General features: G+C 59.4%; 25 protein-coding genes. 14 read left to right on the forward strand and 11 right to left on the reverse strand.

All coding sequences use genetic code 11. The features are described 5' to 3' along the window. Positions 1 to 72 precede the first annotated feature (72 nt). Positions 73 to 2,463 (reverse strand): hybrid sensor histidine kinase/response regulator, encoded by a 2,391-nt coding sequence (locus tag AC07O1_RS13515; RefSeq protein WP_495089069.1) that lies wholly within the window; start codon positions 2,461 to 2,463, stop codon positions 73 to 75. Positions 2,464 to 2,915: 452 nt separating this feature from the next. On the opposite strand from AC07O1_RS13515, the gene AC07O1_RS13520 reads away from it, so the two are divergent. The 4 genes from AC07O1_RS13520 (at position 2,916) to AC07O1_RS13535 (ending at position 6,456) form a co-directional block, all read left to right on the forward strand. Then, entirely contained in the window at positions 2,916 to 3,713 is a 798-nt protein-coding gene (locus tag AC07O1_RS13520; protein WP_495089070.1) for a hydroxymethylpyrimidine/phosphomethylpyrimidine kinase, read from the forward strand. Positions 3,714 to 3,730: 17 nt separating this feature from the next. Continuing rightward, positions 3,731 to 4,354, forward strand: a complete 624-nt coding sequence (gene thiE, locus AC07O1_RS13525) for a thiamine phosphate synthase (RefSeq protein WP_494995043.1) — start codon at positions 3,731 to 3,733, stop codon at positions 4,352 to 4,354. 31 nt (positions 4,355 to 4,385) lie between these two features. Continuing rightward, positions 4,386 to 5,669, forward strand: coding sequence for a glutamate-1-semialdehyde 2,1-aminomutase (gene hemL / locus AC07O1_RS13530; protein WP_495089071.1), 1,284 nt, complete (start codon positions 4,386 to 4,388; stop codon positions 5,667 to 5,669). Between the two features lie 232 nt (positions 5,670 to 5,901). Further along, the gene (locus AC07O1_RS13535) at positions 5,902 to 6,456 is read left to right on the forward strand and encodes a tetratricopeptide repeat protein (RefSeq protein ID WP_494995041.1); all 555 of its coding nucleotides are present in this window, start codon (positions 5,902 to 5,904) and stop codon (positions 6,454 to 6,456) included. A 110-nt stretch (positions 6,457 to 6,566) separates the two neighbouring features. On the opposite strand, the gene AC07O1_RS13540 is transcribed toward AC07O1_RS13535, so the two are convergent. Next, positions 6,567 to 6,893 carry a DUF1820 family protein gene (locus AC07O1_RS13540; RefSeq protein ID WP_419116665.1) on the reverse strand — a complete coding sequence of 109 codons (327 nt, stop codon included), beginning with the start codon at positions 6,891 to 6,893 and terminating at the stop codon, positions 6,567 to 6,569. Positions 6,894 to 7,026: 133 nt separating this feature from the next. On the opposite strand from AC07O1_RS13540, the gene miaB reads away from it, so the two are divergent. The 5 genes from miaB (at position 7,027) to lnt (ending at position 12,466) form a co-directional block, all read left to right on the forward strand. Then, on the forward strand, positions 7,027 to 8,355 hold the full coding sequence (miaB, locus tag AC07O1_RS13545) for a tRNA (N6-isopentenyl adenosine(37)-C2)-methylthiotransferase MiaB (protein ID WP_495089072.1): 1,329 nt from the start codon (positions 7,027 to 7,029) through the stop codon (positions 8,353 to 8,355). A 227-nt stretch (positions 8,356 to 8,582) separates the two neighbouring features. Continuing rightward, entirely contained in the window at positions 8,583 to 9,602 is a 1,020-nt protein-coding gene (locus AC07O1_RS13550) for a PhoH family protein (RefSeq protein ID WP_495089073.1), read from the forward strand. Further along, positions 9,595 to 10,089, forward strand: coding sequence for an rRNA maturation RNase YbeY (ybeY, locus tag AC07O1_RS13555; protein ID WP_494995038.1), 495 nt, complete (start codon positions 9,595 to 9,597; stop codon positions 10,087 to 10,089). Before AC07O1_RS13550 ends, ybeY begins: the two co-directional genes overlap by 8 nt. A 5-nt stretch (positions 10,090 to 10,094) precedes the next feature. After that, positions 10,095 to 10,934, forward strand: coding sequence for a CorC family transporter (locus AC07O1_RS13560; RefSeq protein ID WP_494995037.1), 840 nt, complete (start codon positions 10,095 to 10,097; stop codon positions 10,932 to 10,934). Positions 10,935 to 10,942: 8 nt separating this feature from the next. Then, entirely contained in the window at positions 10,943 to 12,466 is a 1,524-nt protein-coding gene (gene lnt, locus AC07O1_RS13565; protein WP_495089074.1) for an apolipoprotein N-acyltransferase, read from the forward strand. A gap of 62 nt (positions 12,467 to 12,528) precedes the next feature. Here the strand turns inward: lnt and AC07O1_RS13570 are convergent, their stop codons facing one another. Beyond that, positions 12,529 to 13,290: a YdcF family protein gene (locus AC07O1_RS13570; protein ID WP_495012496.1), complete on the reverse strand. Its 762-nt coding sequence runs from the start codon at positions 13,288 to 13,290 to the stop codon at positions 12,529 to 12,531. A 129-nt stretch (positions 13,291 to 13,419) separates the two neighbouring features. Then, on the reverse strand, positions 13,420 to 13,740 hold the full coding sequence (locus AC07O1_RS13575) for a hypothetical protein (protein WP_494995034.1): 321 nt from the start codon (positions 13,738 to 13,740) through the stop codon (positions 13,420 to 13,422). A 270-nt stretch (positions 13,741 to 14,010) separates the two neighbouring features. Between AC07O1_RS13575 and leuS the strand changes: the two genes are divergently transcribed. The 5 genes from leuS to AC07O1_RS13600 all read left to right on the forward strand — a co-directional run bounded on the left by leuS (position 14,011) and on the right by AC07O1_RS13600 (position 20,086). Next, the gene (gene leuS / locus AC07O1_RS13580; RefSeq protein ID WP_494995033.1) at positions 14,011 to 16,617 is read left to right on the forward strand and encodes a leucine--tRNA ligase; all 2,607 of its coding nucleotides are present in this window, start codon (positions 14,011 to 14,013) and stop codon (positions 16,615 to 16,617) included. A gap of 90 nt (positions 16,618 to 16,707) precedes the next feature. Beyond that, entirely contained in the window at positions 16,708 to 17,313 is a 606-nt protein-coding gene (locus AC07O1_RS13585; protein WP_495089075.1) for an LPS-assembly lipoprotein LptE, read from the forward strand. A gap of 39 nt (positions 17,314 to 17,352) precedes the next feature. Then, the gene (holA, locus tag AC07O1_RS13590) at positions 17,353 to 18,390 is read left to right on the forward strand and encodes a DNA polymerase III subunit delta (protein WP_495089076.1); all 1,038 of its coding nucleotides are present in this window, start codon (positions 17,353 to 17,355) and stop codon (positions 18,388 to 18,390) included. A 150-nt stretch (positions 18,391 to 18,540) separates the two neighbouring features. Beyond that, positions 18,541 to 18,702, forward strand: coding sequence for an alternative ribosome rescue factor ArfA (gene arfA / locus AC07O1_RS13595; RefSeq protein WP_494995030.1), 162 nt, complete (start codon positions 18,541 to 18,543; stop codon positions 18,700 to 18,702). 61 nt (positions 18,703 to 18,763) lie between these two features. Next, positions 18,764 to 20,086 carry a lytic murein transglycosylase gene (locus tag AC07O1_RS13600; protein WP_495089077.1) on the forward strand — a complete coding sequence of 441 codons (1,323 nt, stop codon included), beginning with the start codon at positions 18,764 to 18,766 and terminating at the stop codon, positions 20,084 to 20,086. A 125-nt stretch (positions 20,087 to 20,211) separates the two neighbouring features. Here AC07O1_RS13600 and AC07O1_RS13605 read toward each other — a convergent pair whose 3' ends face one another. From AC07O1_RS13605 to mltB, 7 genes are all read right to left on the reverse strand, one after another. Then, complete coding sequence (locus AC07O1_RS13605; protein ID WP_495089078.1) at positions 20,212 to 21,162, reverse strand: S66 peptidase family protein; 951 nt, start codon at positions 21,160 to 21,162, stop codon at positions 20,212 to 20,214. Between the two features lie 173 nt (positions 21,163 to 21,335). Then, a complete protein-coding gene (gene lipA / locus AC07O1_RS13610; protein WP_495089121.1) occupies positions 21,336 to 22,334 on the reverse strand; it encodes a lipoyl synthase in 999 nt (332 codons plus the stop codon). 31 nt (positions 22,335 to 22,365) lie between these two features. Beyond that, positions 22,366 to 23,013: a lipoyl(octanoyl) transferase LipB gene (gene lipB, locus AC07O1_RS13615; RefSeq protein ID WP_054594204.1), complete on the reverse strand. Its 648-nt coding sequence runs from the start codon at positions 23,011 to 23,013 to the stop codon at positions 22,366 to 22,368. Next, complete coding sequence (locus tag AC07O1_RS13620; protein WP_495089079.1) at positions 23,013 to 23,288, reverse strand: DUF493 domain-containing protein; 276 nt, start codon at positions 23,286 to 23,288, stop codon at positions 23,013 to 23,015. Before AC07O1_RS13620 ends, lipB begins: the two co-directional genes overlap by 1 nt. Positions 23,289 to 23,367: 79 nt before the next feature. Then, a complete protein-coding gene (locus AC07O1_RS13625) occupies positions 23,368 to 24,525 on the reverse strand; it encodes a D-alanyl-D-alanine carboxypeptidase family protein (RefSeq protein ID WP_495012492.1) in 1,158 nt (385 codons plus the stop codon). A 179-nt stretch (positions 24,526 to 24,704) separates the two neighbouring features. Beyond that, a complete protein-coding gene (locus AC07O1_RS13630; protein WP_495012491.1) occupies positions 24,705 to 25,715 on the reverse strand; it encodes a septal ring lytic transglycosylase RlpA family protein in 1,011 nt (336 codons plus the stop codon). Next, entirely contained in the window at positions 25,715 to 26,725 is a 1,011-nt protein-coding gene (mltB, locus tag AC07O1_RS13635) for a lytic murein transglycosylase B (RefSeq protein WP_495089080.1), read from the reverse strand. Before mltB ends, AC07O1_RS13630 begins: the two co-directional genes overlap by 1 nt. Positions 26,726 to 26,741 lie beyond the last annotated feature (16 nt).

Raw genomic sequence — 26,741 nt, forward strand, 5'->3', positions numbered from 1 at the left:
CGGGGCTCCTTGGGGGTGGACCAGAACTCCAGTTAAGCACCGCCCCCCGCCCGAACAAAGTGGCATATACGCCTAAATATCGGCGCTTTCACCATACCCAGGACACAGCACCCGGCAATACAAAACCGCCTGTAGCTCCTCGAACTTCACCGGTTTGCTCAAATAATCCGTCATCCCGGCCGCCTGGCAATGCTCGCGTTCGGCACTCTGGGCCACCACCAGCACCGGCAGCTCTGCGCTACCTGGCAGAGCGCGCAATTGGCCGCAGATCGAGATGCCATCAAGCTGCGGCAGCTGACAATCGAGCAACACCGCATCAAAGGATTCTCGCCGCAACAGCTCCAGCATCGCCCGACCACTGTCCGCCGTGCGCACTCGATAACCCAACTTGAGCAGCATGCCACGCACCACCAACTGATTGATGCTGTTGTCATCGACCAACAACACTGTGCACTCCTGAGGCACACGACGAACAATCGGCGCACGCCCTTTGATGGCTTGCTCAGCCGGGGACGGTTGCACGCTGCGAACATCGAACTCGACGTCCAACTGGAAACGACTGCCGCGTCCCGGCTCCGATTGATGGGTCAAACGCCCGCCCAACAGTTCGATCAGCTGCCGACAAATTGCCAGACCGACTCCCAGCCCGCCGTATTCGCGAGTCATCGAACCGTCGAGCTGGAAGAATCGCTGATACAGGGTGGCTTCATCCAGATCGGTGAACCCGATACCAGTGTCGATCACTGCGAAGGACAGCGCCATCCGACCCTCGTCCGCCGATTTTCCGGTCACCCGCAGCACCACCCCACCCACGCGGGTGAACTTGATGGCGTTGTCCAACAAGCACTCCAGGCATTGAATCAGCTTTGTGTTGTCACCTTGCAGGCGGTCTGGCAGCCCCGTCGCCACCTCGAACTCAATATCCAGCGCCTTGCTCATGGCATTGGCGGCGAACTGCATTCGCAGCCTGTCGAGCACGCCACGCAGGCTGAAACCTTCCGTTTGCACCTTGAGCCTGCCAGCCTGCAACTCCGTCAGGGTCAGGATGCCATTGACCATGCGCATCATGTCCCGCGCCGAGCCGGCGGCAGTCTGTTGGTATTGCTCCAGCTCCGGTTCCATATCCATGGTCTGCATGAGTTCCAATGAACCGATCACCCCATTCATTGGCGTGCGCAACTCATGGGTCAGGGTCGCAAGAAACTCATCCTTGAGCCGGTTGCTGTGGGCCAACGCCTGGTTCAACACTTCGAGTTTCTGACCGGCATCGAACAAAGTCTGGGCCTGCTGTTCGCGCATCGAATTGATACGATCGGCCAGCGCCAGCGACAGCAATGCCACTTCAATTGCCGAACCGATCTGACTGGCGTACATGGTCAAGAACACATTGGGCAGATAACCCAACACCATCAGCGTGTTGATCACGCCACCAAACAGAAACGCCGACCAGGCGATGATGAAATACCGCGCCACTCGCAGACCGCGCCACCATGCAAAAATCCCTGCTGCGAAGATCGTCACGGTAAAGGCCAACGCCAACGTCGTCGCCAGACGCAAGGCCAGGGCATAGCTGGTCATCAACGACAGTGCAACCACCACCGCGCTGCACGCGATCAGCAGCAATAGCAGCCGATCGAGCCAGCGGCTGTGGCGGGCCATCTGCAAAAAGCTGCGGGCAAACTGACTGCCGAACAAACCCGCAGCACCGATGAAGAAAGGTGTCGAGGCGTTGGCCCACCAAGGGTTGTTCGGCCAGAAATACTCGACCGCGGCACCATTCACCGACAGTTGGTACAAACCGAACGAAGCGATATAGAGGATGTAGTAGAGATAGCTGGTGTCACGTACAGCGAGGTAGATGAACAGGTTGTAGACCAGCATGCCCAGCAGTACACCATAGATCAGGCCCAGTACATACAGACGCACCGGTTGCTCTTCCACAAAGGCGGTACTCGACCAAAGGGTCAGCGGAGCCTGGATCGAGCCTTGGCTTTGCAGGCGCAGATACACGATTTTGTGCTGATCCGGCGCGAAATCCAGGTCAAACAGATAGTTATTCTGGCGGATCTGCCGGCTGGAAAACGGCAAGGCGTCGCCCGTACGCTGGACCAATTGATAGCGGCCTGCAGCATCGGGGAGGTACAAGTCGAGGTGATCAAGGGGCGGATAGGCCAATTCCAACAACCAGTTGCGCTGAGCGGCAGGGTTGTTCGGGCGGTAATGCAAATCAATTTTCAGCCAGAATGCCGAGTGAGAGTAACCGGCATTGAGGGTGGCTTTATCGTGAGTCTTGAAGCTGCCGGCCAGCGCCTGCGAACTGACATCGTCAATACTGGCCTCGCCGCCCACATCTTCGAACACCTGCATCACCCGGCCCAACGGGAGGCTTTGAGTGAACTCATCAAACTCGGTCGCGCAAGCCAGCATCGGCAAGCTCAACAGCAACATCAGCAAATAGCGCATAAAGCCCCAGCGTGGCCTGTCCGGTTGTGTCAGGAAGCCCCCCATTCCCTTTGAGTAGACGTAAAACCGGCATTACCTGTTATTGGTTTGGATCCACTCTAGCATAGCCGTTGATGGCCATTGAACACCATTGAAAACTTTAGTTTAAAGGCTCTAGAACGGGCCTCTCAGTGAAATAAGTTGATCTAGAGCTGTTTGTCTGATCAGGTTGTGATAAGGCCCGTGCAAGCAACTGTCGCTACATGCCTTTGTAGGAGCAGCCGGTCGACGCTCGATTGCTCGCGATGGTCGTTAACGATTACGCGTGCTTCCTGACGAAATGCGTCAGCTTCAAGTCCATCGCGAGCAATCGAGCGTCGACCGGCTGCTCCTACGGTTTTGCATTCGCCCGCCATCTTTATAGGGCCGGCCACTGCCCCGGAAAAAAGCGTTTGGTGGTAAGCTCGCGCACCATGAATATCTATAGCTCTCGCCCCGTTGTCCTCTGTCTCTCCGGCCACGACCCAAGTGGTGGCGCCGGCTTGCAGGCAGATATCGAAGCCCTGCTCGCTCAGGGTTGTCATGCGGCTCCCGCCGTTACCGCCCTGACCGTGCAAGACACGGTCAACGTCAGCGATTTCCGCGTCCTGGATCGCGAGTGGGTGTTGGCTCAAGCCAACGCCGTGCTCAACGATTCGACCGTCGCGGCGGTCAAGCTGGGCATGCTCGGCTCGCTGGAGATGGTCGACACTGTGGTTGAACTGCTCCAGGCGCACCCGCATCTGCCGCTGGTCTGTGACCCGGTATTGCGTGCCGGTGGCGGCGGTCGTCTGGGTAAAGATGAAGTCGGCTACGCCATGCGCGAACGACTGTTGCCGTTGGCGACTATCGCGACACCTAACCTTCCCGAAGCCCGCATCCTCGCTGAACTGCCGCAAGGCTCTCCTGACGAGTGCGCAGAGAAACTCCTGGCCTACTGCGAACACCTGCTGATCACCGGCGGCCATGGCGATGAACATGAAGTGCATAATCGCCTTTACAGCCGCGATGGCAGTCGTCAAACCTATACCTGTCAGCGCTTGCCGGGCAGTTATCACGGCTCGGGCTGCACCTTGGCCAGCGCCTTGGCCGGTCGCCTGGCTTTGGGCGAAAACCTCGCCAGTGCCGTGCAATCCGCTCTGAATTACACCTGGCGCACCCTGCGTGATGCCGAACAGCTTGGCAAAGGCCAGTTCGTCCCGCGCCGTCTGCCGCTGGACTTTTGCTCGTAACGCATGAGGCTTGCTCGATGAAACTACGTGGCCTGTACGCCATTACCGACAGCCAACTGCTGGCCGGCAAATTTCTGCCCTATGTGGAAGCGGCGCTGGATGGCGGCGTCACGCTGCTGCAATACCGCGACAAGAGCAGCGACGAAGCCCGTCGGCTACGCGAAGCCGAAACCCTGCGCACCTTGTGCGAGCAATACAACGCCCAGTTGATCATCAATGACGATGCCGAACTGGCTGCGCGCCTTGGCGTCGGCGTACACCTGGGCCAGACCGACGGCCCGCTGACACCGGCCCGGGCACTGCTCGGGCGCACGGCAATCATCGGCTCCACCTGCCACAGTCAGCTCGAACTCGCCGAACAAGCCGCCAAAGAAGGCGCCAGCTATGTCGCCTTCGGTCGCTTCTTCAACTCAAACACCAAACCCGGCGCGCCGGCGGCAACCCTTGAGTTGCTTGACCAGGCCCGGACCAAATTGCACCTGCCGATTTGCGTGATTGGCGGCATCACCCTGGAAAACGCCGCCCCACTGGTGGCCCACGGCGCTGATCTGCTGGCCGTGGTCCACGGCCTGTTCGGCGCCGAGAACACCCAGGAAGTGACGCGTCGCGCCCGTGCCTTCAAAGCCCTGCTTCATATCTAAATAGCCGAATCCTGATTCAGAGAGCCCGATCATGTCTCGTTCCGAAACCCTGTTTGCCAATGCCCAGAAACACATTCCCGGCGGCGTAAACTCGCCCGTTCGTGCCTTCAAGAGCGTCGGCGGCACGCCGTTGTTCTTCAAGCACGCCGAAGGCGCCTATGTGACGGACGAGGATGACAAACGCTATGTCGACTACGTGGGTTCCTGGGGCCCGATGATCCTCGGCCACAGCCACCCGGAGGTGCTCGATGCAGTGCGCAAGCAGCTCGAACACGGCCTGTCCTATGGTGCCCCGACGGAGATGGAAACCCGGATGGCCGATCTGGTCTGCTCCATCGTGCCATCGATGGAGATGGTCCGCATGGTCAGCTCCGGCACTGAAGCGACCATGAGCGCGATCCGTCTGGCCCGTGGCTTCACCGGCCGCGACAGCATCATCAAGTTCGAAGGCTGCTACCACGGCCACTCTGACAGTCTGCTGGTCAAAGCCGGATCCGGCGCACTGACCCAAGGCGTTCCAAGCTCTGCCGGCGTACCCGCCGCGTTCGCCAAACATACCCTGACCCTGCCGTTCAACGACATCGGCGCAGTCGAGCAAATGCTCAGTGAAGTCGGTCAGGAAGTGGCGTGCATCATTGTCGAGCCAGTGGCTGGCAACATGAACTGCGTACCACCGGCGCCGGGCTTCCTCGAAGGCCTGCGCACGCTCTGCGACAAACATGGCGTGGTGCTGATTTTCGACGAAGTGATGACCGGCTTCCGCGTCGCCCTCGGTGGCGCCCAGGCGCACTATGGTGTGACCCCGGACCTGAGCACTTTCGGAAAAATCATTGGCGGCGGCATGCCGGTGGGCTGCTTCGGCGGCAAACGCGAAATCATGTCGCACATTGCCCCGTTGGGTCCGGTCTACCAGGCCGGTACTCTGTCCGGCAACCCCCTGGCCATGGCTGCGGGCCTGACCACCCTGCGCCTGATCAGCCGTCCAGGCTTCCACGCAGAGTTGAGCGACTACACCACTCGCCTGCTCGATGGCCTGCAACAGCGCGCCGACGCAGCCGGTATTCCGTTCGTGACCACTCAGGCCGGCGGCATGTTCGGGCTGTACTTCAGCGGTGCTGACGATATCGTGACCTTCGACGACGTCATGTCCAGCGACGCTGGCCTGTTCAAACGCTTCTTCCACCTGATGCTCGAAGGCGGCGTTTACCTGGCACCGAGTGCCTTTGAGGCCGGTTTCACTTCGATAGCCCATGGCGATACCGAGCTGAAACTGACTCTGGATGCTGCTGAGCGTGCATTTGCTGCTTTGAAATAAGCCGACCAATGACCAATCTGACGCTGCTTGCGCGGCGTCCGGATTTTTCCCAGGTCTTTACGTCTCTTTTCCGCCCTTCAAGGCACGAAATTTCCTACAAACCGGACGATATAGGGCCACGCAGCAGAAAAACGAGTAAAGACTTTGTAAGGTTGGCCCTGCTTATTTCATAATGCGCGCTTATTGGATCCCTCGATGGGTCCGCGCGCCCCTCAGAGGTAAGTCGATTCCCATGAACCGCACCGGCCGCGCCCTTGCATTGGGCTGCCTGTTGCTCCTTCAGCCCCTGCTCGCGCAAGCACAAGCAGGCGGCAACTCGTTGTTGATCCCAGCGATGGGTCGCTGCACCCTCAATACTCAGCCACAAGACCAGTCAGAGGCGCTTGCCGCCTGCAAGAAAGCGTCGGATGCCGGGGATGCGCAAGCACAATACGAGTTGGGTGAATTCTATTACGAGGGCAAAAATGCGCCGCGTGACCTCAATCAAGCCCTGAGCTACTTCGAAAAAGCCTCTCTGCAAGGCCATGCCCAGGCGCAATTCAAACTCGGCACCATGTTTTTCCACGGAGAAGGCGTTCCGGCCAATAACATTCAGGCGTATATCGTACTGAAGATGGCGGCGGTCAATGGCGCCGAGGATGCTCTGGACACTGCCGACGAAGTCGCTCAACACATGCAGCGTGACGAGCTGGAAGTCGCGACGCAGGTGCTCGGGCAGATTTTCCGCAAATACCTGCTGGAACTGCAAAGCGCCGACGGGCGCTCACCGTTTTCGCCACTGCCTTAAGCTCTGCATCGCCTTTCTGACGCCATCGCGGGCAAGCCTCGCTCCTACGGTTGTATGTGATCCGTAGGAGCAAGGCTTGCCCGCGATTGGCTGCGACTCGGTCTCGGGTGTTACTTCTCCGGCATCGGCATCGGAAACGGCATGACATTGCTCATACCGCGGGCTTCAGTGATCTTCGGCGTGCCCAGACGCTCGACTTCGTCGATGCGCACGATCGAATGCATTGGCACAAAACTGCGCACCACGCCTTCGAACTGCGCCTTGAGCTTCTCTTCGCCGGGGTCGACGACCAGCTGTGTGCGCTCGCCAAAGACGAACTCTTCCACTTCCAGGAAGCCCCACAGATCACTTTGATAGATCTGCTTGGCGTACATTTCGAACACTTGGCCCTGGTTGAGGAAAATCACCTTGTAGATTGGAGCTTCACGTTTGGTCATGGTGGGCGGGTAACAAATCGGGGGATATAAAAGAGGGCGCAAACTATAGCATAGCCACCCGATGCACAACGCTAGGAACCTCGGGTCGTGACCACTATAATGTGCGGTTCTTTGAATCACTTGATGAACTCCCATGGCCAAGAAGCTTTACATCGAAACCCACGGTTGCCAAATGAACGAGTACGACAGCTCGCGCATGGTCGATCTGCTGGGTGAACATCAGGCCCTGGAAGTCACCGCACGCGCCGAAGACGCGGACGTCATCCTGCTCAACACCTGTTCGATCCGCGAACGCGCCCAGGACCGGGTGTATTCCCAGCTCGGCCGCTGGCGCGAGTTGAAACTGGCCAACCCGGACATGGTCATCGCCGTCGGCGGTTGCGTGGCCAGCCAGGAAGGCGCGGCAATCCGCGACCGCGCACCCTATGTCGACGTGGTCTTCGGCCCGCAGACCCTGCACCGCCTACCGGAAATGATCGATGCCGCGCGGACCACCAAGCTGCCGCAAGTTGACGTTTCATTCCCGGAAATTGAAAAATTCGATCATCTGCCAGAACCGCGTATCGACGGCCCGAGCGCCTACGTCTCGGTCATGGAAGGCTGCAGCAAGTACTGCACGTTCTGCGTAGTGCCTTATACCCGCGGCGAAGAAGTCAGCCGGCCATTCGACGATGTGCTGGCCGAAATCATTCACCTGGCCGAAAACGGCGTACGTGAAGTCACCTTGCTTGGGCAAAACGTCAACGGCTATCGCGGCCAGACTCATGACGGTCGTCTGGCGGACCTGGCCGAACTGATCCGCGTGGTCGCCGCCGTCGATGGTATCGAACGTATTCGCTACACCACTTCGCACCCGCTGGAGTTCTCCGACAGCCTGATCCAGGCCCATGCCGAAGTCCCGGAGCTGGTCAAACATCTGCATTTGCCGGTGCAATCAGGCTCGGATCGCATTTTGGCGGCGATGAAGCGCAACCACACAGCACTGGAATACAAGTCCAAACTGCGCAAGCTGCGGGCCGCCGTGCCGGGTATCTGCATCAGTTCGGACTTCATCGTCGGCTTCCCCGGTGAGACCGAAAAAGACTTCGAGCAGACCATGAAGCTGATCGAAGACGTCGGTTTCGACTTTTCCTACTCGTTCGTCTACAGCCAACGCCCGGGCACCCCGGCCGCGGATCTGCCCGACGAGACTCCGGAAGAGCTGAAAAAAGAGCGCCTGAACGCCCTGCAACATCGTCTCAACCAGCAAGGCTTCGAGATCAGCCGACAAATGGTTGGCTCCACCCAGCGCATTCTGGTGACCGATTATTCGAAGAAAGACCCGGGCGAACTGCAGGGGCGCACCGAGAATAATCGTATCGTCAACTTCCGCTGCGACAATCCCACGTTGATCGGCCAGTTCGCTGACGTGCGTATCGATGCCGCGCAACCGCACTCGCTGCGTGGTTCGCTGCTGCGGTAATCGTCAAGACACTGGAGATCAAATGTGGGAGCGGGCTTGCTCGCGATAGCGGACTTTCATTCAACATTGATGTTGCCTGATACACCGCTATCGCGAGCAAGCCCGCTCCCACATCGTAACTGCGTTGTTCTTGAGGACGCGCTCATCCATTTAAGAGCTTTCGCACCCAGGCCACTGGCGTTATCCTTGATTCCATATCAATTGCCTTAGGGCGGCTAAAAACGACCTTGAACGCACCCATAGAACCGCATCGTTTCATCCTCGAGCCCTTTGAGGCTCGACGCTTCGCCAATCTGTGCGGGCAATTCGACGAGCATTTGCGCCTGATCGAACAGCGCCTGACCATCGAGATCCGCAACCGCGGAAACCAGTTCGAATTGATCGGTGAACCCAAACACACCACCTCTGCGGAAAACCTCCTGCGCCGTCTGTACCGGGAAACCAAGGGTACCGAGCTGTCGCCGGACATGGTTCACCTGTTCCTGCAGGAATCTGCGGTGGAAGAGCTGGACAGCTTTCCGGCCGCCGAACCCGCCGTCGCATTGCGCACCAAAAAAGGCATGATTCGCCCTCGCGGCCCGAATCAGCAGCGCTATGTGAAGGAAATTCTCGGCAACGACATCAACTTCGGCATCGGCCCGGCCGGTACCGGCAAGACCTATCTGGCGGTGGCCTGCGCGGTCGACGCTTTGGAGCGCGAGCAAGTACGCCGCATCCTGCTGGTGCGTCCAGCGGTCGAGGCCGGCGAAAAACTCGGCTTCCTGCCCGGCGATCTGGCACAGAAAATCGACCCGTATCTGCGTCCGCTGTATGACGCGCTGTACGAAATGCTGGGTTTCGAACACGTCGCCAAGCTGATCGAGCGTCAAGTGATCGAGATCGCGCCGCTGGCCTATATGCGCGGACGAACGCTGAACAACAGCTTCATCATTCTCGACGAAAGCCAGAACACCACCGTCGAGCAGATGAAGATGTTCCTGACCCGGATCGGCTTCGGCTCCACTGCGGTCATCACCGGCGACATCACCCAGATCGACTTGCCCAAAGGCACGCGCTCGGGTCTGACCCACGTGATCGATGTGCTCAAGGATGTCCCGGGTATCAGCTTTACCCATTTCACCTCCAAAGATGTCGTGCGCCATCCGCTGGTGCAACGCATCGTCGAAGCCTACGAGCGTTTCGAGCATCGCGCTGAAGGCGAGCCGGTCAAATTTTCCTCTGCGAAGGACAGTCGCCGCGATGCTTGAGCTTGATCTGCAACTGGCAACCGACGCCCCTGCCCCCAGCGAAGCCGAGTTCCGCCAATGGTGCGGGCTGGCCCTGCGACAACGCACCGCCGACTCCGAGCTGACCATCCGCCTGGTCGACGAGCCAGAAGGTCGTGAGTTGAACCACACCTGGCGGCAAAAGGATTACGCCACCAACGTATTGTCCTTCCCTGCCGATGTGCCGGACGAGCTGCTGGACATCCCGCTGCTCGGCGATCTGGTGATCTGCGTGCCCGTGGTTGTCCGCGAGGCAGCCGAACAAGGCAAGGCACTCAACGCCCATTGGGCACACCTGGTCATTCACGGCTGCTTGCATCTGCTGGGTTACGACCACATAGATGACGACGAAGCCGAAGAAATGGAAGCACTGGAACGAACGTTGCTTGCTGAACTGGGTCATCCTGACCCGTACGCAGATGACGAAACCTGCGAACCTCCAACTGTAATAACCAAGGATTTAGAGTAATCGCTATGAGCGAAGACCGATCGAGCAGCGGGCAAAAGTCCTGGCTGGGCAAACTGACCCAGGCTTTTGCCCACGAGCCGAAAAACCGTCAGGAGCTGCTGGAGCTGTTGCGCGAAGCCCATCAGAACAAGTTGCTGGACAGCGAAGCGCTGGCCATCGTGGAAGGTGCCATCCAGGTCGCTGACCTGCAAGTACGGGACATCATGGTTCCGCGCTCGCAGATGATCAGCATCAAGGCGGCCCATACACCCCGCGAATTCCTCCCGGCAGTCATCGATTCCGCGCACTCGCGCTACCCGGTGATTGGCGAAAGCCACGACGACGTCATGGGCGTCCTGCTGGCCAAGGATCTGCTGCCGCTGATCCTTCAGGAAAACGGCGACAGCTTCAACGTCAAGGATTTGCTGCGTCCGGCGACCTTCGTCCCCGAGTCCAAGCGCCTGAACGTGCTGCTGCGCGAATTCCGCGCCAACCATAATCACATGGCCATCGTCATCGACGAATACGGCGGCGTGGCTGGCCTGGTGACCATTGAAGACGTGCTGGAACAGATCGTCGGCGATATCGAAGACGAGCACGACGTCGAGGAAGACAGCTACATCAAGCCGCTGCCCAGCGGTGACTTCCTGATCAAGGCGCTGACCCCGATCGAGAACTTCAACGAGTTCTTCGACAGTGAATTCTCCGACGATGAATTCGACACCGTCGGCGGCCTGGTGATGAGCGCGTTCGGGCATCTGCCTAAACGCAATGAAATTACCGAAATTGGCGCCTATCGCTTCCGCATTCTGAATGCCGACAGCCGCCGGATTCACCTGCTGCGCCTGACTCCTATTGCCCGTTAAGGACTGAAATGCGTTGGATCACCCGCCCCGGCTGGCCCGGTAACCTGCTGGCCGTGGCGGCCGGTGCACTCACCACCCTGGCGTTGGCGCCGTTCGATATCTGGCCACTGGCATTACTGGCTGCCGGTTTTTTCTATGCCGGCTTGCGTGAACTGACGCCCCGTCAGGCGCTGGGGCGTGGCTGGTGTTTCGGCTTTGGCCTGTTTGGCGCCGGCACCAGTTGGATCTACTACAGCATTCACAACTTTGGCGGCGCTTCGGTGCTGCTGGCCGGGTTGCTGATGCTGGCTTTCACCGCTGCGATTGCCTGGTTCTTCGCCCTGCCCGCCTGGCTCTGGGCGCGCTGGCTGCGCCGTAACGAAGCGCCGCTGGCCGATGCCTTGGCCTTTGCCGCGTTGTGGCTGGCCCAGGAAGCGTTCCGTGGCTGGTTTCTGACCGGTTTCCCGTGGCTTTATTCCGGCTACAGCCAACTCAATGGCCCGCTGGCCGGGCTCGCACCATTGGGAGGCATGTGGCTGATTTCCTTCAGCCTGGCGCTGACCGCCGCGCTTGTGTACAACCTGCCAAGCCTGATCAAGGCCGGACGCAAAGGGTTTATCGTCGCAGGCCTGCTGTTGCTGGCCGCACCATGGGTCATCGGCCTGTCGCTCAAGGGCCACGCCTGGACCAGCCCTTCGGGCAACCCGCTGAGCGTCGCGGCGATTCAAGGCAACATCGAACAAAGCATGAAGTGGGACCCGGCGCAGCTCAACAAGCAGCTGGCGCTGTACCGCGACATGAGCTTGAGCTCCAAACGCGTCGACCTGCTAATCTGGCCGGAAACCGCGGTCCCGGTGCTCAAGGAGTCTGCCGAGGGCTACCTGAACATGATGGGCAGCTTCGCCGCCGAACGTAACTCGACACTGATTACCGGTGTGCCGATCCGCCAGCAAGTGCGCCACGAAAAACGCTACTTCAATGGCATCACCGTGGTAGGCGAAGGCGACGGTACTTACCTCAAGCAGAAACTGGTGCCGTTTGGTGAGTACGTACCGCTGCAAGAAGTGCTGCGAGGCCTGATTGCGTTCTTCGACCTGCCAATGTCGGATTTCGCCCGTGGTCCGGCTGATCAGCCGTTGCTGCAAGCCAAGGGCTATCAGATTGCACCATTCATCTGCTACGAAGTGGTCTACCCGGAATTCGCAGCCAGCCTTTCGGCCCGCAGCGACCTGCTGCTGACCATCAGCAACGACACCTGGTTCGGCACCTCCATCGGCCCGCTGCAACACTTGCAGATGGCACAGATGCGCGCCCTGGAAGCCGGACGCTGGATGATTCGCGCCACCAATAACGGCGTCACTGGTTTGATCGACCCATTTGGCAAGATCACCGTGCAAATCCCGCAATTCGAACGCGGCATCCTCTACGGCGAAGTGGTGCCAATGCACAACCTGACACCTTACCTGCAATGGCGTTCGTGGCCGCTGATCATTCTGTGCATGCTGCTGTTCGGTTGGGCGCTACTGGCCAGCCGGATTGCCAAGACGGTTTAACACCCAGGATCCGGGTGCCCGCAAAAAGATCGTCCGAACGCGTTCGGACGATCTTTTGACTTTCAGCGGTAGAACAACGAATAACCGATCTGCCCTACGGCCTCATTCAGCAACAGGCCACTTTGCCAAATCGACTTGAACTCGGGCATCCAGCCTCCGAACGGCTGGGCATTATCAACACCCAAAAAGCCCACCGGTGCAGCCACGACGGTGAAACCTGCCCGTTCGAAACTCCACACCGAACGCGGCATATGCCAGGCCTGGGTCACCACAACCACCCGTTTGATACCCTGCGGCACAAGCACCTCAGCGCTGAACTGAGCGTTCTCCCAGGTCGTGCGACTGCGCCCTTCCTGCCAACTGACCGCCACACCAAAATCATCTTGCATGGACTCGGCCATCATTGCCGCCTCAGTGGGCGGCGTTCCGTAATGCAAGCCGCCACTGGTCAACACCGGCAAACCCGATGCCTTGGCCAGGCGGGCCGCGTAACGCTCGCGCTCCAGCCCCACGCCGGTAGGCTGGTCAGAGCCCCACGCCGGATCGCCCCGTTCCCGGCCCGAGCCCAAGACCACAATCGCATCCGCGCGCTCGGCCAGCGTCGCCCATTCGCTACGGGCCAGTGGCGGATCGCGCTCAAGCGCCCGAGCACTCCATTCCACGACAACCGGCAAACTCATCAACCAGAAACCACCAACCCCCAGCGCAAAAAAAGCGCCTGCCAAGCGGGGTCGGGAGCGACGGAACCACCAGGCAGCCAGAAGCAACAGCAAAAAAATGCCGGGCGGCAAAAAAAGTTGTTTGACGAAATAACGAAAAGGCATCGAGCATCTCCAAAGATGCCCGAAGCCTAAGTGGGTTGAAGCAAAGCAACAACAGGTTCTGTAGGCATTTCAATCGAAAAGCCTGAACGTGTGACGTCATGCAATGCACTTGAGCGGGGCTGCAGACTCTTATTTGAACAGCTGGGACCGGAGTTTTGCCGCGTCCCCAACAGGTGCTTTGCCTCTCAACCAGATGATTTTGGCCGTATGTGGTACTTCTTTATGTTTTACGGCTTCCAACACGTTTGAATGTGCCTCACGTATGCTGCGGTCCAGATAGGCCTTGATCAACTCAAACTCAGCGCGACTCAAACCACGCAACTCCAACTCGACAGGACGTTCATCGCGCAACTGGCCTGCCGTTCTTGCCGCATCCAGGGCCAGACCAAGACGATCAATCAGCCGTTCGTACAACTCGGGTTTTGTTTCTTTTCGCTGCGACTCAACCATCCGTTCACCTCATTGAACATAAGACTCACTCCCCTTTAAGAGCTTAGTCCCACTGAGAAAACCGGCCTGCTGCCGCGACCAACGGCCCCTGAGGCCCTGCCGGGTGCAATCAGGGTTTCCCTCGGTAGAGCGCGGTCATGTATGCTACGGCGCTTCCTGTAACTCCACTTCCAGCTCGACTGGGCACCGAAAACGCCACATTTGGCGTCGTCACCGCCCAGCGTCGCATTGAAGAGGATTAGGCCACCCCTATTCAGTTCAAAAGTAGCCATGCACGAACAATATCAGCCCCGTGAAATCGAAGCCGCCGCCCAGTCGTTCTGGGACGAGCAAAAGTCCTTTGAAGTCAGTGAACAGCCAGGCAAGGAGACGTTCTACTGCCTGTCGATGTTCCCTTACCCCAGCGGCAAGCTACACATGGGGCATGTGCGCAACTACACCATCGGCGACGTGATTTCCCGCTATCAGCGCATGCAAGGCAAAAACGTCCTGCAACCCATGGGTTGGGATGCCTTCGGCATGCCGGCAGAAAACGCCGCGATGAAAAACAACGTCGCACCGGCCAAGTGGACTTACGAAAACATCGCCTACATGAAGACCCAGCTGCGAAGCCTGGGCCTGGCGGTCGACTGGTCGCGCGAAGTCACCACCTGCAAACCTGATTACTATCGCTGGGAACAATGGCTGTTCACTCGCCTGTTCGAAAAAGGCGTGATCTATCGCAAGAACGGCACCGTCAACTGGGACCCGGTAGACCAGACCGTTCTGGCCAACGAACAGGTGATTGATGGTCGCGGCTGGCGTTCCGGCGCGCTGATCGAGAAGCGCGAAATCCCGATGTACTACTTCAAGATCACCGCCTACGCGGACGAGTTGCTGGAGAGTCTCGACGATTTGCCAGGCTGGCCTGAGCAAGTCAAAACCATGCAGCGCAACTGGATCGGCAAATCCCGCGGCATGGAAGTGCAGTTCCCATACAACGTCGACTCGATTGGCGAAGCCGGCGCACTGAAAGTCTTCACCACCCGTCCGGACACCCTGATGGGCGCGACCTACGTTGCCGTCGCAGCCGAGCACCACCTGGCGACCCTGGCGGCGCAGAACAACCCTGAACTGCAAGCGTTCATTGCTGAATGCAAAGGCGGCAGCGTGGCCGAAGCCGACGTTGCCACCCAGGAGAAAAAAGGCCTGCCGACCTCGCTGTTCGTCGAGCACCCGTTGACCGGCGAAAAGCTGCCGGTCTGGGTCGCCAACTACGTGCTGATGCACTACGGCGATGGTGCGGTTATGGCTGTGCCGGCTCACGATGAGCGTGACTTCGAATTCGCCACCAAGTACGGTCTGCCGATAAAATCCGTGGTGCGCACCAGCGCAGGCGACGAGAACCCGGCCCCATGGCAAGACGCCTACGGCGAATACGGCACGCTGATCAATTCCGGTGAATTCGACGGCCTGGACTTCGCTGGCGCGTTCGACGCCATGGAAGTTGCCCTGATCAAGAAAAACCTCGGCGCCTCGCGCACCCAGTTCCGTCTGCGCGACTGGGGCATCAGCCGTCAGCGTTACTGGGGCTGCCCGATCCCGATCATCCACTGCGATACCTGCGGTGACGTGCCGGTACCGGAAGACCAGCTGCCTGTCGTGCTGCCCGAAGACGTCGTACCCGACGGCGCCGGTTCGCCTTTGGCGCGCATGCCCGAGTTCTATGAATGCAGCTGCCCGAAATGCGGCAAACCGGCCAAGCGTGAAACCGACACCATGGACACCTTCGTCGAGTCGTCCTGGTACTACGCCCGTTACGCCTCGCCGCATTACGAAGGTGGTTTGGTCGACCCGGCTGCTGCCAACCACTGGCTGCCGGTCGATCAATACATCGGCGGCATCGAACACGCCATTCTTCACCTGCTCTACGCGCGCTTCTTCCACAAACTGATGCGCGACGAAGGCTTGGTCAGCTCCAACGAGCCATTCAAGAACCTGCTGACCCAGGGCATGGTGATCGCCGAGACTTACTACCGTCGCGAAGCCAATGGCAGCTTCACCTGGTACAACCCGGCGGACGTTGAACTCGAGCGCGACAGCAAGGCCAAGATCATTGGTGCCAAGCTGATCAGCGACGGCCTGCCCGTCGAAATCGGCGGCACCGAGAAGATGGCCAAGTCGAAAAACAACGGCGTTGACCCGCAGTCGATGATCGACCAGTACGGCGCTGACACCTGCCGCCTGTTCATGATGTTCGCCTCGCCGCCCGACATGAGCCTGGAGTGGTCCGACTCCGGCGTCGAGGGCTCGCACCGATTCCTCAAGCGTGTCTGGCGCCTGGCGCAGACCCACGTTGGCCAAGGCCTGCCGGGCGCACTGGATCTCGGTACGCTGAACGACGAACAAAAAGTCATTCGTCGGGCTATCCACCTGGCAATCAAACAGGCCAGCCAGGACGTCGGCCAGTACCACAAATTCAACACCGCCATCGCTCAGGTGATGACCCTGATGAACGTGCTGGAAAAAGCCCCGCAAGGCACCGATCAGGATCGCGCGCTGATTCACGAAGGCCTGGAAACCGTTGCCCTGTTGCTGGCGCCCATCACGCCGCACATCAGCCATGAACTGTGGCATCGACTGGGTCACGCCGATCCAGTGATCGACGCCGGCTGGCCGGTTCTGGATGACAGCGCGCTGGTGCAGGACAGCCTGCAACTGGTGATTCAGGTCAACGGCAAGCTGCGCGGTCAGATCGAAATGCCTGCCAGCGCCAGCCGCGAAGAAGTTGAAGCCGCTGCGCGGACCAATGAAAACGTGCTGCGTTTCACCGAAGGCCTGACTATTCGTAAAGTGATCGTAGTGCCCGGCAAACTGGTCAATATCGTCGCTAGCTAATTGGATCAGGCGCCAGGTCGCTGACCTGGCGCCGAACAAATCCTCCAGGGCCGCACAGTCGACCCACATGGTTTGAAGGGGAGCACCAAGATGATCAAACGCAATCTGCTGGTTATGGGCCTCGCGGTACTGCTGAGCGCCTGCGGCTTCCAGCTGCGCGGCACCGGCACCACCGAGCTCGCTATCAAAGAACTCGACTTGAATGCCCGCAACGCCTACGGTGAGACCGTCACGCAACTGCATCAGGTACTTCAGAACAGCGGCGTCAAAGTCTACGCCGGCGCGCCGTACAAGCTGACGCTGACTGATGAACAGGAATCCCAGCGCGCCCTCAGCTATGCCGGTGCAGGCCGCTCGGCCGAATACGAGCTGACCACCGTGCTGTACTACGATATTCAGGGTCACGATAATCTGTCGTTACTCAGTGACAAGTTGCAAGTGCAGAAAGTCTTCCTCCACGACGGTAACAACCTGGTAGGTTCCGACCAGGAAGCGGCCGAAACACGTCAGGAAATGCGTCGTGACCTCGTACAGCGCATGGTGCTGCGTCTGCAACAGCTGAGCCCGGAACAACTGGATAAACTGCAGCAAACCGCGGATGCCAGAGCCAAGGCTGACGCCGAAGCACTGAAAGCGGCACAAAAGGCTGAAGCGGAAACGCCTCGCCAATCGCCTCTGCAATTGCAGAACCAGTAAGCCTTACGGGGCGCTCCAGCGCCCCGTTCGCCTCTTCTTATGAAACTTGCCCCCGCCCAGCTCGCCAAACATCTGCAAGGCAACCTTGCGCCTGTGTACATTATCAGTGGCGATGACCCGTTGCTGTGCCAGGAAGCCGCCGATGCCATCCGTTCTGCTGCCCGCCAGCAAGGCTTCGATGAGCGCCAGGTGTTCAGCGCCGATGCCAGCTTCGATTGGGGCACGCTGCTGCAAGCGGGCGCCAGCATGTCGCTCTTCGCCGAAAAGCGCTTATTGGAACTGCGCCTGCCTTCTGGCAAGCCCGGTGATAAAGGCGCTGCTGCGTTCATTGAATACTGCTCACGCCCTGCCGAAGACACCCTGCTGCTGATCAGTCTGCCCAAGCTCGACGCCAGTGCGCAGAAAACCAAGTGGGGCAAAGCGCTGATCGAAGGCCAGCAAACCCAGTTCGTGCAGATCTGGCCGGTGGATGCCAGCCAGCTGCCACAATGGATTCGTCAACGCTTGTCTCAGGCCGGTCTTTCCGCCAGCCAGGACGCTGTCGAACTGATTGCCGCGCGAGTGGAAGGCAACCTGCTGGCCGCCGCGCAGGAAATTGAAAAGCTCAAACTGATGGCTGAAGGTGGTCAGATCACCGTCGATACGGTGCAAGCCGCGGTTGCCGACAGTGCACGCTTCGATGTCTTCGGGCTGGTGGATGCGATTCTCAACGGTGAAGCCGCCCACGCCTTGCGCATGCTCGAAGGCCTGCGCGGCGAAGGCGTCGAACCGCCGGTGATTCTCTGGGCCCTGGCCCGAGAGCTGCGCCTGCTGGCCAACCTGTCGCTGCAATACAGCCAAGGGGTGCCGCTGGACAAAGCCTTCGGCTTGGCGCGGCCACCGGTCTGGGACAAACGCAGGCCCCTGATGAGCAAAGCCCTGCAACGTCACTCAGCCCAGCGTTGGGGACAACTGCTGCTCGATGCCCAGCGTATCGATGCGCAGATCAAAGGTCAGGCCGCGGGCTCACCGTGGATGAGCCTGAGTCGGTTGTCATTGTTGATGGCCGGCCAGCGGTTGGCATTGCCGGCCGAGTGATCGGACATAGTGGCGAGGGAGCTTGCTCCCGCCGGGCCGGTCCGCGCTCGGAAACGGACGAATGGTCCTACACATTGTAGGGGCTGGACAGAATCTCGACTCTGTCCGATGATCTGCACCGCAAAAGCCATCCACAGTAGAGAACTCACCATGAGCAAGCCATCAAAGCATGGCCCCAACAAGGCCAAATCCATCATCGCCCAGCCACTGTTCCGCAGCCGTCAGGAACGAGCCGGCAAGGGCAAAGGCAGCTACCGCCGCGAAGCCTTCCAGTCTAAAAGCTGGGAGGCTTCTTACTTTCTGGCCGCTTGAAGGCAGAGAATCCCTCGGCGTGATAAGGTCGACACCTGATTCGTATTCTCTGGACCTGTGCATGCCCTTTTGTATTTCCCGTCGTTGGCACTTACGCCAATTGATTGCTGCCTCCAGCCTTGTTCTGTTAGTCGCCTGCGCGGAAAAACCGACCGCCGCCGACGCCCAACCGCTTCAGACCGCTCCTGCTGCCCCCGCTCCCGCCGTTACTCCTCCAATCGCCCAGACTGGCGAGGACCTGGACATTCAGCCAGCGCAGACTTTCGCCGAATGGCTGGCAGCCTTTCGCAAAGACGCCCTGGCCGCTGGCATCAACCCCGACCTTTTCGACCGGGCCTTCGCGGGTATCACGCCGGACATGAGCGTAATCCGCGCCGACCGCAGCCAACCGGAATTCGCTCGTCCGGTCTGGGAATACCTCGACGGCGCACTGTCTGCCTCGCGAGTACGTAAGGGCCAGGCACTGCTCAACCAATATGCCGGGATCCTGCAAAGCATCGAGCAACGTTATGGCGTTGATCGCCAGGCACTGGTAGCGGTCTGGGGTATGGAAAGTAACTTCGGCAGCTTCCAGGGTGACAAGTCGGTGATCCGTTCACTGGCGACCCTGGCCTACGAAGGCCGGCGGCCAGAGTTTGCCCACAGCCAATTGCTGGCAGCTCTGCAGATTCTCCAGCAGGGTGATATCGAGCCCGAGAAGATGCTCGGCTCCTGGGCCGGCGCCATGGGGCAAACCCAGTTCATGCCGACCACCTACAACACCCACGCGGTGGACTTCGACGGTGATGGTCGACGCGATATCTGGGGCAGCCCGACCGACGCCCTGGCCTCGACCGCTCACTACCTGCAAAGCTCCGGCTGGCAGAAAGGTCAGCCGTGGGGGTTCGAAGTACAAATGGCGCCCGGTTTCGACTATGCACTGGCCGATGGCTCGATCCGCAAGACAGTCGCCGAGTGGCTGCAATTGGGGCTTAAACTCCCCAGCGGTGTGAAGGTACCGCTCGGTTCCGAACAACTGTCCGCAGCCCTGTTGCTGCCAGCGGGTTATCGCGGTCCGGCGTTCCTGATCCTCGACAACTTCCGCGCCGTTCTCAAGTACAACAATTCGTCGTCTTATGCCTTGGCTGTAAGCCTGCTGTCCGAGCGTTTTAACGGTGCCGGCCTGATCAGCGGCGAATGGCCGAAAGATGACCTGCCATTGAGCCGCTCCGAGCGGATCGAGCTGCAAAACCTGCTGAGCGCCAACAGCTACGATGCAGGCAATGCCGACGGCATCATCGGCGCCAATACCCGCAAGGCGATTCGCACCGCACAGCAATCTTTTGGCTTGCCGGCTGATGGCTATCCGACGCATAAGCTGTTGGAAAGTTTGCGTAACCGCTAGTCAGCCTTATGGCTACAACCGCATCGCGAGCAAGCCCCCACACGGGATTCAGGTCGCACACAAACGCTGTGTTCGCTGAAGAGTGCGGGCTTGCTCGCGATAGCGGCCTGCCAGACAGCGAAAATTTAAGGTTTGATTACCACATCCTGCTCCAGCACCAGCTCCTTGCGCCCCGCATCCAGCCGGACCAGTGCGCCCATGGGCAGCGTCAGGTTGGGATCGCAATGGCCGCTGCACCAGCCAGCCAACACCGGAATACGCAACGGTTCAAAGGTTTGCTTGAGCAACCGCGCCAACGCCTCGCCATCCACCCCCGCCACATCGCCCACCAGCACCCCACGCAACTTGCCAAGGGTTCCGGCCAGGCGCAGCTGGGTCAGCAACCGGTCGATGCGGTACAGCGGCTCGTTGACGTCCTCGATGAACAGAATCACGCCTTCGGCATCAATCTCATAGGGCGTGCCCATGGACGCAGCGATCATCGACAGGTTGCCGCCCAGCAAACGTCCATGAGCGACACCTGGCTCGATCGTCGTCAAGGGGTAGGCCATTGGGTGTGCCAACAGGCTTCCGGCCTCCAGCTGCCCGCTGAGCAGGCTGAACAGCGATGACTCAGTGGGCTGCTGTTTGTCCCCCAGCAGATCGGCATTGAGCATCGGCCCGTGAAAGGTCACAAAACCTGCGTAGCGACTGATGGCCAGGTGCAGCGCAGTGATGTCGCTGTAGCCGACAAACGGCTTTGCGTTGCATCGCAGCAGCTCGAAATCGATTCGGTCCAGCAACCGGGGGCTGCCATAACCACCACGCAGACAGAGGATGGCATCGATGGCTGTGTCGGCAAAAGCATCATGCAGATCCTTCAGGCGAACGTCGTCGCTGCCCGCCAGGTAGCCGTCTGTCTCCAGGGCGCCCGGGAAAATCCGTAGCGAATACCCCCGTGCATGCATCCATTGAAGGGCCTTTTCGGTATCCAGTGCCGCCGGCCCTGCCGGTGCAATAACGCCGATCAACCCTTCGGCAGGCAATGCCGGGACCGGAGCGTGCTCGCAAACAATAGGGGTCGAGCGAGTGGTCATCCGTGATTCTCCCTGCGTGAATGTTTCAACACACAGTAGTCAGGAACGGGAACAAACAAAAGAGGGTCAGCCGCCTCGCAAGAGGCGGGAAATGACTGAATGTGACGTGTCACCGTGGTCAGTGCCCGGGAACAAAAATGCCCGCAACGCGTAAGCCTTGCGGGCATTGTCGATCAGGACGACATCAACTCGGCCTTAACCAGTTTCGCCTGTTCGTCGGCATGGTACGAGGAACGCACCAGCGGGCCCGACGCAACGTTCTTGAAGCCCATTTTGTAGCCTTCTTCGGCAAACCAGGCGAACACATCCGGGTGCACGAAGCGCTGGACCGGCAAGTGGTTGCGCGAGGGTTGCAGGTACTGGCCGAGAGTCAGCATGTCGATGTCGTGTTCGCGCATGCGCTTCATGACTTCGATGACTTCTTCATCGGTTTCGCCCAGCCCCAGCATCAAGCCAGACTTGGTCGGAATATGGGGCATCATTTGCTTGAACTTCTGCAGCAAGGTCAGCGACCACTGGTAATCGGAACCCGGACGTGCAGCCTTGTACAGGCGCGGTACGGTTTCCAGGTTGTGGTTGAACACATCCGGCGGCTCGGCGGCGGTGATTTCCAACGCCACGTCCATCCGGCCACGGTAGTCCGGGACCAGGGTTTCGAGCTGTACATCCGGCGACAACTTGCGGATTTCGCGGATGCAGTCGGCGAAGTGCTGGGCACCGCCGTCACGCAGGTCGTCGCGGTCTACCGAGGTGATCACCACGTACTTCAGACGCAGGTCGGCGATGGCGATGGCCAGGCTTTGCGGCTCGTTGATGTCCAGTGGCTTCGGACGACCGTGGCCAACATCGCAGAACGGGCAACGACGGGTACAGATGTCGCCCATGATCATGAAGGTCGCGGTGCCACCGGAGAAACACTCACCCAGGTTCGGGCAGGACGCTTCTTCGCAGACGCTGTGCAGCTTGTGTTTACGCAGCAGGGCCTTGATGCGGTCGACTTCCGGGGAAACCGGGATGCGTACGCGGATCCAGTCAGGCTTTTTCGGCAACTCGGTGGTCGGAATGATCTTCACCGGAATGCGCGCAACCTTTTCGGCACCGCGCAGCTTTACGCCAGCTTCCACTTTGGCACGCGGGGCCGGGCGCTCGGTAACATCCAGCGTCGGGATCATGGTTTGCACAGCGTCTTGCGCAGTAGTCATATCAGTCGATTCCGCCCGTTAGGGTCGTCTGCTCAGCATAGTCGAGGTGCTTGACAAGCTGCGCACGCAGCCGGGCACTTACCTCGGCAAATTCAATCGGCCCGGTGTGATCGCGCAGCTGGGTCATGGCCAGCCCGGCGTATCCACAGGGGTTAATCCGTCGAAACGGCTCCAGGTCCATATCCACGTTCAGGGCCAGGCCATGAAAGGAGCAACCGTGGCGGATCCGCAGACCCAGAGAAGCGATTTTTGCACCGTTGACGTAGACGCCCGGTGCATCGGCCTTGGCTACAGCGGTTACGCCGTAGCTGGCCAGCAGCTCGATCAGGCACTGCTCCATCCGGCTGACCAGGTCGCGCACGCCGAAACCCAGCTTGCGCACGTCCAGCAGCAGATAAGCCACCAACTGACCCGGGCCGTGGTAAGTCACTTGACCACCACGGTCAACCTGCACCACCGGAATATCGCCGGGGAGCAGCAGATGCTCAGCCTTGCCGGCCTGGCCCTGGGTGAAAACCGGCGGGTGCTCGACCAGCCAGATTTCATCGGCGCGGTCGCTGCCGCGCTCGTTGGTGAACCGTTGCATGGCATGCCAGACCGGCTCGTAAGCCAGCTGGCCGAGCTCGCGAAAGCCCAGCGGTTCGGACATCACAACACCATGTGCACAAAACCGGTCGCACGCAACTCGCTGTTGATGTTGTACAGCTGGTCCTGGTCGGTGGCGACGATGTGCAACTGAATCGTGGTGTACTTGCCGTTGGTGCTTTGGCGCTCATCCACACGGTCATGGTTGATCGTCGCGTGTTTCTGGACGATCTCGATGATCTTGTCTTTGTTGCCTACACCCGTATCGCTGATCACCTTAACCGGATAATCAACGTTGGGAAATTCGATCTTTGGCGCCTTTACTTCGGTGTCTGTCATGGCGTAACGGCCTCGTAAGCCGTGGCAACGGACATGGCCCCGCTCCAGATTGGAACGCAGCCATGCAGGTCCACACTAATCAGTTGAACAAGCCGTAGAAGAATAGACGGATGCTATCCCACATGCGGCGGAAGATACCACCTTCGTCAACAGCGTCCAGTGCGATCAGGTCGGCACTGTGCACGACTTTATCGTCCAGTTTCACTTCGACTTTACCAATCACGTCACCCTTGGCGATCGGCGCAACCAGGTGCGGGTTCATGCTCATGCTCGCAGCCAGTTTCTTCAACTGACCTTTAGGCATGGTCATGGTCAGGTCTTCAGCCAAACCGGCTTTAACCTGATTGGTGGTGCCTTTCCAGACTGGAGCCTGAGCCAGCTCGGCGCCCTTCTGGTAGAAGGTCTGGGTTTCGAAGAAACGGAAACCGTAAGTCAACAGCTTCTGGGTTTCAGCAGCACGAGCCGTTTCGCTGTTGGTGCCGAACACCACAGCGATCAAACGCATGCCCTCACGTACTGCCGACGACACCATGCAGTAGCCGGCTTCATCGGTGTGACCGGTTTTCAGACCATCGACGGTCTTGTCACGCCACAGCAGCAGGTTGCGGTTCGGTTGCTTGATGCCGTTCCAGAAGAACTCTTTCTGCGAGTAGATCGCGTAGTGAGCCGGATCTTCGTGGATGATCGCGCGGGCCAGCAGCGCCATGTCGTGGGCCGACGAGTAGTGCTCCGGGTTCGGCAGACCGGTCGGGTTCATGAAGTGACTGTTGCTCATGCCCAGATCGGCGACGGTTTTATTCATCATGTCGGCGAACGCGTCTTCGCTACCGGCGATGTGCTCGGAGAGCGCAACACTGGCGTCGTTACCCGACTGAATGATGATGCCGTGCAGCAGGTCGCTGACCGTTACCTGAGAGCCGACCTTGATGAACATCCGCGAACCACCGGTACGCCAGGCGTTCTCGCTGACGGTCACCGGATCGTTTTCGCCGATCTGGCCGCGACGGATTTCCAGGGTCGCGATGTAGGCCGTCATCAGTTTGGTCAGGCTGGCCGGTGGCAGGCGCTGGTCACCATTGTTCTCGACCAGCACGTTACCGCTGCTGGCGTCCATGAGCACATAGGCCTTGGCAGCCAGTTGCGGTGGCGACGGCATCATCTCTGCCGCCCACGCAGCAGGTGTGATGATCAGCGGGACAAGCAGGCACAGGCGTTTGGCAAAGGTGGTGATGTTCATCCGTCTCTCGAAATTGCTAATGGAAACTTGCCCGCACGGGCAAAACTAATCTGACAACCGTTACCCGGTTGTCGCGTGTTCAGTTGCTCACTCTATGGCCCTTCACGAGCTTTTGTTGTTCGACGAGCCAACAACCGGAACCCGACCCTGCAAAGGCCAGGCCCTCAATCCGATGTCACTTATTCTGCTGTTACGACGCTAGGCTGGCCGAGATTGGCCAGTCGAACGCTGTTTTGCACTTGCTGGATTTCACCCTGAGTACCGATTGGCCCCAGGCGTACCCGATGTAGCGTCTGTTGATTGCGTACGATCGAGCTGATGAAGACCGGGGCCTGCACCATCCCGCTCAGCTTCGACCTCAGCAGTTCTGCAGCGTCCGGGTTGGCGAAGGCGCCCACCTGAAGATACTGGCCAGAGGCTTGTGCAGAAGCGCTTTTTTTCGCATCCAGCTGCGCGGGCACAACGGCCGCGGCATGTTGCTGTGGTGGCGGCGTCCATTGCTCGACCGTGCCGGCCGAAGCCGTCAGCACGGGCGCGGCAGATTGCGCCACTTGCGGTTCGTTCAGCATCAACGGTGCCGGCCGGCCGCGCTGGGCCCACCACTCTTGAGGGTCAATGCCCTCGACCTTGACCCGCGCGGTGCCGATTTCGGCATAGCCGAGCTTCTTGGCAGCAGCGTAAGACAAGTCGATGATCCGGTCCGAGTAGAACGGCCCACGATCGTTGACTCGTAGAATCACGCTCTTGTTGTTGTCCAGGTTGGTCACCCGGACATAACTCGGCAACGGCAGGGTCTTGTGCGCGGCACTCATGCCGTACAAGTCATAGACTTCGCCGTTGGCGGTGTTCTGGCCGTGAAACTTGGTGCCGTACCAGGACGCCGTGCCCGAGGCGACATAGTTCTTCGACTCGTTCATCGGAAAGTAGTTTTTGCCCAGCACCGTGTACGGGTTGGCCTTGTAGGGCCCTTGGTGCAAGGTAGGCGTGGCGTCCGGAATGCGCGAAATATCGACATCCCACCACGGCGCGCCGTCTTTATGGGCGCGATTGATATCCAGACCGGGCATTGCGCGAACGCCGGACGATGATTTCTGCTGCGGTGAGCGACTGGTCGAGCAACTGACCACCAGCAACGATAGCGCGGCGAAAGCCATCAGCTTCAGGGGTTTACGAATCGGCATTGCCCGCATTACTTGACGCCCCGTGCTTGGACCAGCAGTTCAGACAGCTGATGCACGGCCATGGCGTACATCACGCTGCGGTTATAGCGCGTGATTGTGTAAAAATTATTCAGACCCATCCAGTATTCTGGACCATTGTCGCCTTCCAGGCGAAAAGCCGTGACCGGCATATCATCGCGCAGCGCATCATGACTTGACCAGCCCAGCGCCCGCAACTCCCCGACCGTTTTGACCGGCTCGATTCCCGGGCTCAACCCATCGTCGACCTGATCGCCACGCACTGTGGCCTGGCTGACCACCGTCTCGCCGGCGACCCAGCCGTGACGCTTGAAGTAACTGGCAACGCTGCCGATGGCATCGTCAGGGTTGGTCCAGATATTAATGTGGCCATCACCGTCGAAATCCACAGCATAGGCGCGAAAGCTGCTCGGCATGAATTGCGGTAAACCCATGGCACCGGCGTAAGAGCCCTTGAGGGTCAACGGGTCGAGCTGTTCTTCACGGGCCAGCAGCAGGAACTCACGCAACTCTTTGCGGAAGAATTCGGCGCGTGGCGGGTAGTCAAAGCTCAGGGTCGACAAGGCGTCGATCACCCGATAGTTGCCGGTATTGCGGCCGAAGAAGGTTTCAACGCCGATGATCGACACGATCACCTGAGCCGGAACCCCATACTCCTGCTCGGCACGGGCCAGGGCAGCTTCGTGTTGACGCCAGAAATCCACACCGCGGGCGATGCGCGCGTCGGTGATGAACATCGGGCGGTATTCCTTCCACTGCTTGACCCGCTCGGCAGGCCGGGAAATCGCGTCGAGAATCGATTGTTTGCGCTCGGCTTCACGGAACACGCCCATCAGCTGTTCCCCGGCGAAACCATAGTCGCGGGTCATTTCACCGACGAATTCGGCCACTTGCGGCGAACCTTCATAATCGCCGGCCAACGCTTCCTGCGCCGCACCAAGAATGCCTACCAGACCGACCCACGGAGCGTATCGAGCAGCCCAGCGACGCATTACCTGCATTGAAATCTTCACCTTA

This window comes from Pseudomonas sp. GW821-FHT07G10, from assembly GCF_059418545.1.